The sequence below is a fragment of the Hydrogenophaga sp. UC242_50 genome (assembly GCF_042697355.1).
In the GTDB taxonomy this organism is placed as follows: domain Bacteria; phylum Pseudomonadota; class Gammaproteobacteria; order Burkholderiales; family Burkholderiaceae_C; genus Hydrogenophaga.
On sequence record NZ_CP170553.1, the window covers coordinates 1,049,503 to 1,060,990 of the forward strand.

Sequence of the window (11,488 nt, forward strand, 5' to 3'; positions counted from 1 at the left end):
GCAGAACATCGGGTGTCACCATGACCCATAAGTTGTTTCTTGATACCGAGATCGCCCAGGAAATCTGGCAACTCTTCCGGGAAATTGAGGAGGAAATGCAGCTACGCGCGCCGTTGAACATGTACTTGGCCGGCGGTGCGGCCATGCATCTCTACGACGGTGAGCGCGTCCCCAGGGATGTCGATGCCATCGTGGACGCGCGCCATTGGGGCCTTGCACCTCACCTTTGCGTGCCGTCGCCTCGGCTTGCACTGGATCCGGGCTACTTCGAGACGAAGTCGTGCCTGCCAGAGCGATTCCGGGATCGAGCAACGCGACTTGATGTTGGCACCTCCCTTTTGCAGCTCCATGTCGTCTCACCCGTCGACCTAGCTATCAGCAAGTTGTACTTCTTTCCCGGATTGCATGAGCGCGACGTGAGAAAACTGCTCGAGTTGGGCTTGACATCAGACGCTGAACTTCAAGGACCGCTACAAGAGCTGGCTGGTGAATGGGTCTCCGGTCCGGACCGGTTCTGGAGAGATTTTGAACCTGCCTTGCGCGCGCTGGGCATGTCCAACGCACAAGACTAAGGAGCAACCTATGTTGAAGGACGTGCGTTTCATGGGGGTGAAAGACGCGATCAAGCTTGCGCCGAGTTCGGACACCGTGATCATTTCGATCCTCAACCAGTTTGAAGAGTGCAACCGCCCCGAACACCTGCACCAGTTTCGAGACCATCTGATCCTGCACTTTGTGGACACCTTTGAAAAACCTGGCGAGCCTGAGGGCGCAGGACCAGATGTCAGAAGAAGAACACAAGGTGATCTGCAAGTACGACGAGGAGAAGGCGCCCGAACTCATCGACGCGCGGCGCATTGTTGAGTTTGTCGGCCGGCACCACGAAACGCCCGATGAGATACGGCTGGTCGTGCACTGCCAAGGGGGCATCAGCCGATCTGCAGCCGTGGCCGAAATGGGTGGGAGAGGCCTACGAAGTCCAGCTACCTCAACTTGGCGATGGCATTCACGTATTGGACGGGGCAAATCCCCGTGTGCTGCGCTTGCTCTCGAAAGCTTCTAGAGGTCTCCGGCAGGGCGAATAGTCCGGCAGACTGAGATGCTGCCGGTCTAATTCAAACTGAACTAAGCGTCTTGGGCTTGCCCGCACTGTGCGGAACTGAGATTGACGAACGTTGGTGGTCGTCCCGCCGCACGCGCTATATCTAACATGCCAAGCTAGACCACTCCTCCATACTTGATAGCGACAAGCATGTCCTGAATTCTTCTTGCCCCATCCTCGGTCTTTCCTACTTGGAGCGGTGACGCTCCCTCGAGCAACGGATGTGGCCTCAATAGCCAGCTACGAGCGTCGGCTCGTGACGCAAACGCCTCTTCTGCCAGGCGTTCAAGTTCCTGCAAACGCATCTTCGATTCAGCGGTTGTCTTTGCCATCACCAGCCTTGAAATCCATTGTGCAATCTAAAGCCCGGACCTCGTTCTATGATTGGTCACCTACTGAACGCAAGTTGCCAGAGATCGCCTTCTTACACGCGAGACTATCTTAGGCTTGCAGGCGCGCCATTGCAGCACGCTTGCCGATCTTGCGGACCGCCAAGAGCTTCTCAAGCTGCGTAGCCCGAGGAGTCACCTGCCCGCTTTCCCACTTGTAGATCGAAAGGGACGATACGCCAACTAGTGTGCCCATCTGTGCTTGGGTAAAACCAAGCTTCTGGCGCAACGTCAACAAGTCGGTGGGACCAAATTTCACCTTGCGCCCTGGCGTCGACCGAGGAGGCGGAGCAATCTCCTTGGGCGCCACTTCGGCCCTTGAGGTCGAACGCCCCAGCGACTTGACCTGAGACTCCAGTGATTTGATCTTTCGCTTGAGTTCCGCGATGTCGGAACGATAGCTAGCGGAGCTCTTGCGGAGCATTGCAAACTCATCGCGCAGTTCTTTGCGCGCGATGCGCGCGATTTCTTTCTTGAGAGAGGTTGCGAAGGTAGTCATCGGTTCATTCTGCCCTATTAGAAGTCCTCAGGTCTGTCCAAGCTTGGCGCAAGCAGGCTATACAGGAGTTTCCGTTTTCAGTGTCCTCGCCAACTCGGTCACGTCGATCTGCCTAAAGCGCCAGACTGATGATCCGTCCACACTTGGCCCTGCTACTGGACGAAGCCTCTCCATCTGCATCAACTCTTTCGCGCGTCGCTTTCCAATCCGGAGGATTCGACAAACACTACTCATATCGACCCACTGCAGCTGCTCTTTCTTGACCTGATCTACGTCTTCTCGATGGGCCACAGACATGGTCCTTCCTGAAGGAAGAGCTCTGACATGTCCACGCAGTATCCCTGCTGTTATCGCACGCCGAAGGCGCGGCGCTCTCCAGCCCAACTCCTTTGCTGCTCGGGTCGCAGGCATCCAGACGTGTTCTGTTGCCGCCTCGTCTCCAAGTCGGCGGTTTCGCTTCGCAACTTGTCCCGTCCACCTCAAGCGGATGTATTGCTCGAACGATTCTCGGAGCATGGTGAAGGCTCGCCATGTTCCCTTTGCATACATGTCACGGTAGACAGGGCCAAAGGCGGCTGCTACACGATTCGACTTGCTCGGCGGAGTTCCTGCGCTAAGCTCGTCAAGCAGCTCAAAAAACGCCTCCGGCCAATGGCCAAGAACACTGCCGGCCGCTTCCACGACTTCAGTTGCTCGGCGACAATCGTGCAAGTCAGATAGCTGTTTACGCTTGACCCCCGTGCCCACGACATGCGCGCCCAGCAGCCAGATACGATGCAGGAGATCGCAGAGGTGATCCGCCGCATTGACTGAAGGGTCGCTCCAGCAGGTCTCGCCAGCAGGTCTCGCCAGCTATCTGAATCTCTGCAGACATGTAAATCGCTGCTTTAGATGCTGGCTCAGTGGAAAGACACCGGAGGTCCTCACCGCAGGTGCAGGAGTGCAAGTTCTGTCTGGTCCATCGGAGCTCTTTGCCACATGAGCACCGATCCACGAGCTTTACCTTGTGAATGGTGCATGCGACGGTAAAACAAAGCCCCCACTCCGCCTTCCAAAACAGGGCCTCCTGCAAGCAAATTGGACAGAAGCGCGACCTTCTCAATGTCCAGAATCTGCTCGGAACGCGGTTGCCCGCAGAGCGGTTGAGCGGGCCTAAGCCGTTGATGGGGCCTTGGGGTGTCAGACCACCGTTTAGGCATTCTGCGAGGTTGTCGCCCCGCCATCCTAAGGTTGCCAGCGATCGAGGGGAGCTCAACGCGTTATCGCCAGAGACTCGCAACAACACCGCTTGCGCGAGCTCTCCTGAGCGTGCAACGGGCCGAACAAGCAGTTTGGTATGAACTTCAATCACTACATCCCCCCGATTTTGAGCAGCAAATGTTTCTGGTGCGAAGAGCAAGACCTACTTCTTCTTCCGCGCGGGGTCTGATGCGCCAAACTTTCCACCGCTGAGTTCCTCGACGGCACGACGTAGGCCACGCGCGTCGGAATCCCCTCGGGCAAGCAGATCCTGAAGGCGCCTGTATCCCCATGTACGTCCGACGGCACAGTAAAAGAGGCGGCGCATTGAGGAGTCCAATTCCCCTGCACGCACAGGCTTTGTGTTGTTCGGCGCAAGCCCGGCTTTTACAAGCGTTTCTAAACGGGGAATGGAAACGCCGAAAGCATGCGCCATGGCGGCGTTCGATACAAGAAAGTGGTCTCGGATGGTCTGAGACCTGTCGTTGAAACAAGTGTGCCCCCATGCGGCCTTCCGAGGCGGTGGCCGCTTGCACAACAAGAAGTACGTTTTTCCCCGAGCTGTCACCGACTGCCGTTTAATGAAGCGATCCACTTCGTCACGAAGCAACATCGGCAGGCCTATCCGTTCGGCCTTCTCCTTGGACGGCGCTAGTCGGAAGAGGGCATGCGGCCATTTGATGATGTGAATATCGCAGACCTTGCCTTCGCCTCCGGAAGTTTCCTTGGCTGAGTGTTGAAGTGCGAGGTTGATGTTTTTGGCCAGTGGGCCAGGTTATGAGCCGCCGATGTCTGCGCCCAGGTCTGGCGCGCAAGGCGTTCACTGATGTGGTCATCGGACGAGCGAGGGGAGAGAAGTGCGCAAAGAGGAGAGGGGAGCATTTTCAGGATTTCGACTGTCCCTACCATGGCTCGCACATCCATGCGCTTCAATGTCCTGTGAAAGCCAAGGGCACCATGTGTATCCGTGCTTGCAAATCCCCTTAGGCGATCCGAGAGTAGCGCGGACAGGGCCACGACCTCTGGCGCGGCCGCAGTGGATGACGAGTTGGCGAGATCGAATCCGCAAGCGCATTTGCGTACACCGGGGCGGTGCCACGAGATGCCTTTGCTGCAACCTGGGCAGACGTCAATGAGGTGACAGGCATGATCTGGGCATACACAAAAAACGGAGATTTCCCACTCAGCCCGAGCGCGGCTTTGCACTTGAAGACATCGCGGGCAAATGGAGCATTGAACGTGGCGAACTTCAGAGGACGGCAGCGCAATACCGTAGGTCCAGGGAGACCGTGAGGCGTGTCGTTCTTCTTGCCACCAGATCTTAGGAAGCTGTGAGATTTCTAGGCCGGACAAAGCGGCAACCGCCGCCTTGTACGACCGATACCTCCGCAATCCGGTGCGCAGGACCTCTTCCAGAAGTAGGCTGCCGAGCCCGTTCAATTCACCTAGGTACAACAAGTACCCTCGAAGGCTCTCACCCTCCATCGGCAGAGGTCTTACCAGAAGAGGTCCCGCGATCATTTTCCGAACCCGAAGAACGGTTCCCCCACGTCGACCAAGGGACGATGGTCGAATTTTTCATCGAAAGGGTTTCGGTTGCGTTTACAGCCGAGATACACCTCCTCGCCAAAGGCCTTCCTCAAGTGTTCTCGGGTGAGTGAGTTCGCACGCGCTCGAAGCGCAATTCGGACCGCTGCCTCTAACAACATGGCGAGGGAACCAATCAAGCCGTAGCAGGCCCGATGAAACCGCGGTGTGAGCTCCGGGTCGATCAAGGCAGAATCGCCGCTGAACGGCAGCTTCTCGTGAAAGCTCAAGAGCAGCGTTGCGAACAGGTCCTGGTTGGCGTCGGTGTCGTACGAGAAGACGCCCAGATCGATCTTAGGATTGAGCCGACGGCCGAGCTGCATACGATTGGAAAAGTACTTCGACGCCGAAGGCAACCCAAAGAACACAAACGGGATCCCCGTCGCGTTCATGAGATTTTTAAGGGTGTCTGAGGCGATATCGCGCGTTCGGCCATCGAGATTGTCCGAGATGTGCTGGACCTCATCGATCAGAACAATCTCGACCTTGCACGCGGCAAGCAGTGTGCGCACCCGCGAAAGTTTGAATTCCGCCGTGCCACTGTGCGCCATCGGATCGCCCATCGCGGTAAGGATTGCTTCCGCAATGACTTTCGGCGTGGGCAGAGAAGGTAGTTCGACGAAGAGAACAGGGATGATGGTTCGGTCGTCTGCATCGTACCGCGGGAACTGCTCCTCCAGGCATTTGCAAAGCGTCGTCTTCCCGGCGCCGGAGAGGCCATAGATGAGGGCGCCTCGCGCCCTTTTCCGATTGTGTCGTGATGCGGTCTTGAGGACCTTCAGGGCGTCGATGCCCGCCTGCAGAGGCGCGTGTTGAATGAGGACATTGCTGAATGACGACACCTTTTCCTCAATGGCATCAAGGTCAGCAAAGGATTGGCTTTTCATGCTGTTCTCCTAGGCTTAGAACAAGGTCGGTTCGCCACTCGGGAAGGCTTTGAGCTTTTCGAAGTTCGGCATGCGCTTGGGAGCGACCGAAGGAGTGTGGGGCTCAGCATCCACTGCGGCGGACTCAATGGCTTTGCTTGCCGAGGCAGCTGCGTGAGCCGCCTTTGACGTTCGCTTGCCCGTGGTCTTTTTGGCTTTCCGAGAGGCCTTCGCCTTAGGCTTGTCGGCTTCCTCAATCTTTTCCTTCTGCATCGCAGCGATCTCTTCGCGAATCTCCTGTTTTGCCAGCAGCATGGCTGTTTCGTCGTCGAGCGCGCTGTACTTCTCTCGGGCAAGCTTGCGGATCCACTTGTCCTCCTCAACACTTAGGCCGTTCGCATACGACGGATTCGTGGAGTACGCCAAGAAGTACGATTGCGTGTCGGGGTGCAAGACGTTGATCTTGCCCATATCGTCCAGGTCAGGACGAACCTGAAGTTCAAGTTTTCCGTGGATCTCGAGAACGTCTGTGAGTTCGTCGCACCTGTAGAACTGACAGTTGATTTCGATGCCCTTGGAGCTCAGCATTCGCTGGTGGATGGGCGACGTGTAGAAGGTGACGACGTCCATGCGCTTAGGCAGGACCGGGGGGCCGAGCTTCACGAGGTCGCGCCACTTTTCGCGAGGAGAGGTTTGAAGGCCGCGATGGAAGCGGCGGCTGTACACCTCTGCAATCCACTTCCAGATGAATCGCTTGAGATCTTCAAGAGGGATCACTGCGTCCCGATACGGATCAAGATCGTTCCGCTTAAAGTAGCGATCCAAAGTGGTGCCTGGCTGCAGGTGCATGAATCGGTAGTTAATCTGCTTGAGCCAGTTCTCGACCACCCCCTTGAAGCGGGGTTGCCGACGAGGGCAATACACCACCTTGATTTGCAGATCCAGCGCGGCGCCCTCCAAGTCGTTGCCGTGGAACTCGAGGCCGTTGTCCAGGACCAGTTCAAGCGGGACGCCGTGTGCGTCATATTCACTCTTGATCTTCAGTTTTCGCATGAGATCGTCCTTCGGCAGGATCGCCACCCGCAGTGCGCGAAGGACGGAACCCGAGTTTGGCGGTTGGAAGCTGATCCAGATACCCAAGATCATGCGAGTGCGCACGTCAATGAGGACGGTGAGGTATGGCCTTGCTGCAATGCCCCCCTTGCTGGTGAGAGCGATTACGTCGAGCGGAGTGTGATCAACCTCAACTCGCTCCAACACCCGCTCGGGTTCCTCTTTCCTTCCCCGCAAGCTTGTGGCGGCCTCTGCGTGGGCCTTTCCGTATCGCTTCTCCAAAACACGTTTGCGATCGAGCTTGCGGAGCTCCCGCACGATCTGGTTTCTCGTCGCCCTCGGAATGGCGTCAATCGGAGGCACGTTCAGATTGCACTTTGCGATCAAGCCGTTGGCGTGATCAAGGGTCTCTGCGACCGTAGGGTGATTCGGCTTGAGGAAGGTCTCTTCGATGGCTTGCTCAAGGAAAGGCAACACACGCGGGTTCGTCTCGTCGCATTTCCTGCCGCGGAGGTCGTATCGGTTGACCAAACTTCGCGTCTGGTAGCCAGACCTCATCCACCGGCTACGCCATTCGTAGAAGGTGGCGATGCTGGGCGCACGAGGTGTGAGAAGTTCCTTTGGGAGTTGGGCGTGACACTCCTGCAGTTTTTGCCGGAGCTCACGCCGACTGAAGAGCACATGGCCGCGAGGGCAGATGCTTCGCAGATAGTGAAGCTTCCCTGCGGCCTCATTCTTCAAGCGAGCCGGGAAGTCGGACAACGATTTCTCGTGTTGGAATTCCTCCAAGTTCGATGAGGCCGTCGCAAGAAGGTCGCTGAAAACGAGATGGCCTTCTTTGTATGCGGCGACAAGCTCGGAACGTTTCTTGACCTCGACCTCCTCAGCCTTGATGTCTTCGAGTACGAGGCGCTGTTTGGTTGCTGATGTCACACGGTAGTTTTTCCCGCGAAGACAGAACTCACTGCCAACATCAAATGAAGAGTTGCTCATCATCGATCTCCGAGTAAATGTGAAGTTGCGTGTGGCGGCCCAGCGACTGCGAGATGGGCCATGCGAGCGTGCGTGTGAGAAGCAGCAGGTCCAGCGACCACCGGGCCTCATCCGTGCTCCCCAGCATGCGGATGACCTCCGCCATTGACATGCGCGGCTTGTTTTCAAAGGCCCGTTGAAGGGCTGGGTTTTCGTGCCAGATGGAAGCAGCTGTGGTGTCCAGTGATTCGTCCAAGGGAGGCCCGCCCAGGTTCTCGACAACCCAGTCACGGCGCATTTTCAGAAGGCGTTTCACATCCTTCATGCCTGGTCGTCTGAAGTGGTGCTCGGTGACCACGGCGAAGCGACAGCCCTCCTGTGCCGCAGCAACCTTTGCCGCTTTGAAGAAGGCCTTCATTTCCGGAAGGCAAGCCTTTGCTTGCGGTTTGACCTCGACAAGAAGATGACCGCCACCAACAAGGCTTCCGGCGAAGTCAGGGGTGTAGCGCCGGCGTTTGCCGTCCAGTTTGAACTTCAGCGTCGGTGGTTGGTGGGTGATATGAAGAATCTGCTTGCTGAACTCTAGAAGGTCCGTTGCACGGATCTCGGTCAGTGACTCGCACTTGATCGTGCTGCCACATGTCAAGGATTTGAACTTTCCCCTAAAGGTGTCGCCGCTGATCGTGATGGGATTGCGGCTAGGTAGCAGTTGCTGCGAAGGCGTGACGTCCCTGTACGGAATGGCGCCCGAGCGTGTGCCCATGGGATTTTTCATGTGTCGCTCCAGAATTTTGGCGACAACAGGCCCTCACACAGTCAATGTGACTGCCGGAAGTCGCGCCAGGTGATGGTCTGGCGTGCACAAACGTTCCCAACACTGGTCACCAGTGATTGAAGAGAACTTTGGGGTTTGCGCGCGCGTAGTTGACCGCCGCGGGAACTGGCGCGATACTTCAAGTGCCAACCGGAAGTAGCGTCAGCTGCATCCCGCAAACGGGGCAGGCCGAGAGGTTTGTCCCGTTTTTTACATGGTGTCCTCCTTTTGATCGTGATGGATGGCACTGGAAGGACGACTCGCTCGAGCGCGTCCTCTCCCCGCATGCGGATCACCGATCTGCAATACAGCGCTTAACGCGCGCAGATGCCTGGTCGTCAGCTTGTCCAGACGGGTGAATAGATCGTGCACAAACTCGTATGTCGCCTGGGGTGAGTCGCCCGGCACGGTGTACGTCCTCCTGGAATGACTCCTGGCCGAGCGCAGGCCCTCTGCCTCTTCTTCATTCAGGCTGAGAGCCTGGATCAACCTTTCCAGAAACTCCGGGGTGGGTGCTGGTCTTTGGTCGTTCTCAAGCGCCGAGAGATAAGTGCGGTCACAGCCGACGAGGTCGGCCAGTTCCTGCTGGCGGAGACCAAGTTGGAAACGGAGGGATCTCAGCGCTTCAGAAAACGGGCTCATGTGACAGTTGTGACGTGAAATTGTGGCGACAGACAAGGTACATCAGTCGGCAGCATCCGTCTACCGGTGAGTCAGCTGTAAGTCATTGATTTATAAGGTGTTTTGTATATCTCTTACACACACAGTAAAAGCAAATACAACGAAAATTCAAGCACCTGCGGTACACTTCTTAAGTAGGATTTCGGGGAGTCTTAGGCCCGGTTGCGGAGCTTCTCATCCGATAAGCGGTAAGCGAACTGCATTAACGTAAGACGGCATGCGATCCAGGTGAACAAGAATCCAAGCTACTTGGGCCGAGCGGCTTCGCTTTGGGGCACTGCGTTGCGAGAATGAACGAAGTCGACGAGCTACGTTGCATTGCCAAGGCAGCCCTCGAACAACCGTTTGTGCGCACCCTTCACGCTTGGCTCGCACGATAGCGCTACCGAGACGAGCTTGAAGCCATCCTCCTGGTGCTAAAGCCAGCTGTGCAGCGGGAGCGGTCGGCTGGGCTTATGCGCCGAACGTTCGCTCTGCGCCGCGTTGCGGACGTTCAGAAATCCGCGATGTCGGTTGACTGTTTGCAGAAGCGAGGTCATAGCTAGACTGCCGCAATCGGCCACAAAGAGTCGTTCAGTATCCCGACGCAATGCAGACAGTCTGGCTCTGCCGACGGGAAGAACCCGAGCTACTCACCAGAGGACTGATGGCTCCAGCCATCGGCCTCACGTCCCGACCGCAATGGCCCTGAACCGCAAGATCTCGCCGAAGGCCAAAACGCAGGGGTTCTGCGTTGCGACGGGATAGCGGCTCACAACGAAGTGCTTGATAGCGGTCAGGCCCAACTCGCCTAATAGCGTTTGCTCGCGCGCGCGCTCCTTCTCGAGGGCCTTCCTGTAGGCCAAGTCAAGGGAGCGGTTGTAGCGAACGAACCTTCGGACGTCGGCCTCGATCCGATTCAAGTCGACGAGGTTGTTCTTGCACTGAACGTTGTAGATCACGCCGTCGAGCGTCGCAACGACGTCGAACTCCGCGCGGCCCACTCTCTTGATCTCCGTGACGTCGAACCCTTGGGCCTGCAGCGCTGCTTTGACTGACTTCTCGAAGATGAATCCGGAGCGGATCTGGTATCGACGAACGCGGTTCAAACAGACATTCTTCCAGTGGTTCGCGAATCGACCGAGTAGGGTGATAGAAGTGACCAGGTCGCCGCCGACGCGCGTGAACGGCGCGTAGGTGCTGGTGTTGTCGACGTAGTCGGCGCCTTCAACGACAAGCGCCTTTCTGAGGGCTTCTGGTAGCTTCTGCTCGGAGCACAACTCGTCGAAGCGCTTGACTGTCAGTCGAACGAAATACTCGTCAACAACGAGAGGGAGCAAGCTGCGGATGAACGCGGCCAATTCGGCGATATGACGTCTCGTGAAGGTTGAACTCCGCGTACGCCGCGGCGATGAACGCAAGATTGTTCTCCAGCTCGGCCTTGGAGAAAATTAGCCGACGGTTCAATGGAGCCAACTTGATTTCGCTGAAGTCGACGTCAGTCATTTCGGTGATGGCTGTTCGCTCGGGCTCCAGAAACTGCGAGTTCAGCCCGTTGAAGCTGTGGCTTGCCAAGATCCCCACTTCATCGACGTCTAAGGTGAAGTCCGGATACACCCGGGCCAGCATCAGGTTGCGATGCATCGACGTTGTGCCCAGACCGGCGGTCTCGATGAGGTGGAGGAACTGGTTGAGGCCGTCCAGCTCATGCAGCCGGTGAGTTCCCCGGCAGGCACCGGGAATCATGTGAAGGAGGGCCAGCATATGCCGTCGGCGGGACTGCAGGTAGCTGATAGCGGAGCCGAAGGTTGCCATCTCCCAAGCTACAGACAGCTGATGCGTCGCAAACGATGTGGCGATGGCATGTAACTGAATGAGCGTGCGCACCAGCCGCTGTGCGACCAAACGGGAGAAGCGGGACTTAACGCCTGCTTTGATGGATGGCAATGCCCGCTGCATGCCGCCGATGTCGAGGAGAGCCAGCCCCTCAATTTCGTCGAGGAGCGGCTCGCCTCGCAGTTCACCCGGGAGGTTGATCAGCTCTTCGATGCCACGGAAGGTCGAGAACCAGATCTCGAATGTGCTTCTTGGCTCGAAGGGCGCAAGAGACGATTCGATGCAGGCACGCGAATGGGTCAGCGCCCGCATGGCCTCGGTCTGCGCGGCCGCGCCCGTCAATCGTTGTCCTGCCATCCGTCGGATCCCTGGGTAAGGCGCCGCATCATTGCCCCGCGCCGTCTTAGTTTTGAAGCATCCAATATATAGCCGCCTCAGGAAGGCGGCTTTCGAGCGCATCAGTCCGATATC

12 protein-coding genes are annotated in these 11,488 nt (G+C 57.2%); 2 read left to right on the forward strand and 10 right to left on the reverse strand.

Annotated features, from left to right (window positions below):
• Positions 1–20: 20 nt before the first annotated feature.
• Together ACFJGX_RS05395 and ACFJGX_RS05400 are read left to right on the forward strand one after the other, a co-directional pair.
• On the forward strand, positions 21–572 hold the full coding sequence (locus ACFJGX_RS05395; RefSeq protein ID WP_382322401.1) for a DUF6036 family nucleotidyltransferase: 552 nt from the start codon (positions 21–23) through the stop codon (positions 570–572).
• Between the two features lie 10 nt (positions 573–582).
• Positions 583–864 (forward strand): hypothetical protein, encoded by a 282-nt coding sequence (locus ACFJGX_RS05400; protein ID WP_382327940.1) that lies wholly within the window; start codon positions 583–585, stop codon positions 862–864.
• A 354-nt stretch (positions 865–1,218) separates the two neighbouring features.
• Here the strand turns inward: ACFJGX_RS05400 and ACFJGX_RS05405 are convergent, their stop codons facing one another.
• The 10 genes from ACFJGX_RS05405 to ACFJGX_RS05450 all read right to left on the reverse strand — a co-directional run bounded on the left by ACFJGX_RS05405 (position 1,219) and on the right by ACFJGX_RS05450 (position 11,476).
• Complete coding sequence (locus ACFJGX_RS05405; RefSeq protein ID WP_382327942.1) at positions 1,219–1,434, reverse strand: antitoxin Xre/MbcA/ParS toxin-binding domain-containing protein; 216 nt, start codon at positions 1,432–1,434, stop codon at positions 1,219–1,221.
• Positions 1,435–1,543: 109 nt separating this feature from the next.
• A complete protein-coding gene (locus ACFJGX_RS05410; RefSeq protein ID WP_382322399.1) occupies positions 1,544–1,990 on the reverse strand; it encodes a helix-turn-helix domain-containing protein in 447 nt (148 codons plus the stop codon).
• Between the two features lie 724 nt (positions 1,991–2,714).
• Complete coding sequence (locus ACFJGX_RS05415; RefSeq protein WP_382328610.1) at positions 2,715–3,341, reverse strand: TniQ family protein; 627 nt, start codon at positions 3,339–3,341, stop codon at positions 2,715–2,717.
• Between the two features lie 539 nt (positions 3,342–3,880).
• Positions 3,881–4,750: a TniQ family protein gene (locus tag ACFJGX_RS05420; protein ID WP_382322398.1), complete on the reverse strand. Its 870-nt coding sequence runs from the start codon at positions 4,748–4,750 to the stop codon at positions 3,881–3,883.
• On the reverse strand, positions 4,747–5,703 hold the full coding sequence (locus tag ACFJGX_RS05425) for a TniB family NTP-binding protein (RefSeq protein ID WP_382322397.1): 957 nt from the start codon (positions 5,701–5,703) through the stop codon (positions 4,747–4,749). Before ACFJGX_RS05425 ends, ACFJGX_RS05420 begins: the two co-directional genes overlap by 4 nt.
• 15 nt (positions 5,704–5,718) lie before the next feature.
• Positions 5,719–7,728 (reverse strand): Mu transposase C-terminal domain-containing protein, encoded by a 2,010-nt coding sequence (locus ACFJGX_RS05430; protein ID WP_382327943.1) that lies wholly within the window; start codon positions 7,726–7,728, stop codon positions 5,719–5,721.
• A complete protein-coding gene (locus tag ACFJGX_RS05435) occupies positions 7,709–8,482 on the reverse strand; it encodes a Tn7 transposase TnsA N-terminal domain-containing protein (protein WP_382322394.1) in 774 nt (257 codons plus the stop codon). Before ACFJGX_RS05435 ends, ACFJGX_RS05430 begins: the two co-directional genes overlap by 20 nt.
• A gap of 249 nt (positions 8,483–8,731) precedes the next feature.
• Entirely contained in the window at positions 8,732–9,163 is a 432-nt protein-coding gene (locus ACFJGX_RS05440) for a helix-turn-helix domain-containing protein (protein WP_382322393.1), read from the reverse strand.
• Between the two features lie 704 nt (positions 9,164–9,867).
• Positions 9,868–10,542, reverse strand: coding sequence for a restriction endonuclease (locus ACFJGX_RS05445; RefSeq protein ID WP_382327945.1), 675 nt, complete (start codon positions 10,540–10,542; stop codon positions 9,868–9,870).
• On the reverse strand, positions 10,502–11,476 hold the full coding sequence (locus tag ACFJGX_RS05450) for a hypothetical protein (RefSeq protein WP_382327947.1): 975 nt from the start codon (positions 11,474–11,476) through the stop codon (positions 10,502–10,504). Before ACFJGX_RS05450 ends, ACFJGX_RS05445 begins: the two co-directional genes overlap by 41 nt.
• Positions 11,477–11,488: the final 12 nt, after the last annotated feature.

Bases quoted from the DNA above. Each gene is read 5' to 3' on its own strand.
- ACFJGX_RS05430 (WP_382327943.1), bottom strand. From the start codon at position 7,728: ATGAGCAACTCTTCATTTGATGTTGGCAGTGAGTTCTGTCTTCGCGGG.
- ACFJGX_RS05405 (WP_382327942.1), bottom strand. From the start codon at position 1,434: ATGGCAAAGACAACCGCTGAATCGAAGATGCGTTTGCAGGAACTTGAA.
- ACFJGX_RS05400 (WP_382327940.1), top strand. From the start codon at position 583: ATGTTGAAGGACGTGCGTTTCATGGGGGTGAAAGACGCGATCAAGCTT.
- ACFJGX_RS05420 (WP_382322398.1), bottom strand. From the start codon at position 4,750: ATGATCGCGGGACCTCTTCTGGTAAGACCTCTGCCGATGGAGGGTGAG.
- ACFJGX_RS05450 (WP_382327947.1), bottom strand. From the start codon at position 11,476: ATGCGCTCGAAAGCCGCCTTCCTGAGGCGGCTATATATTGGATGCTTC.
- ACFJGX_RS05395 (WP_382322401.1), top strand. From the start codon at position 21: ATGACCCATAAGTTGTTTCTTGATACCGAGATCGCCCAGGAAATCTGG.
- ACFJGX_RS05410 (WP_382322399.1), bottom strand. From the start codon at position 1,990: ATGACTACCTTCGCAACCTCTCTCAAGAAAGAAATCGCGCGCATCGCG.
- ACFJGX_RS05435 (WP_382322394.1), bottom strand. From the start codon at position 8,482: ATGAAAAATCCCATGGGCACACGCTCGGGCGCCATTCCGTACAGGGAC.
- ACFJGX_RS05425 (WP_382322397.1), bottom strand. From the start codon at position 5,703: ATGAAAAGCCAATCCTTTGCTGACCTTGATGCCATTGAGGAAAAGGTG.
- ACFJGX_RS05440 (WP_382322393.1), bottom strand. From the start codon at position 9,163: ATGAGCCCGTTTTCTGAAGCGCTGAGATCCCTCCGTTTCCAACTTGGT.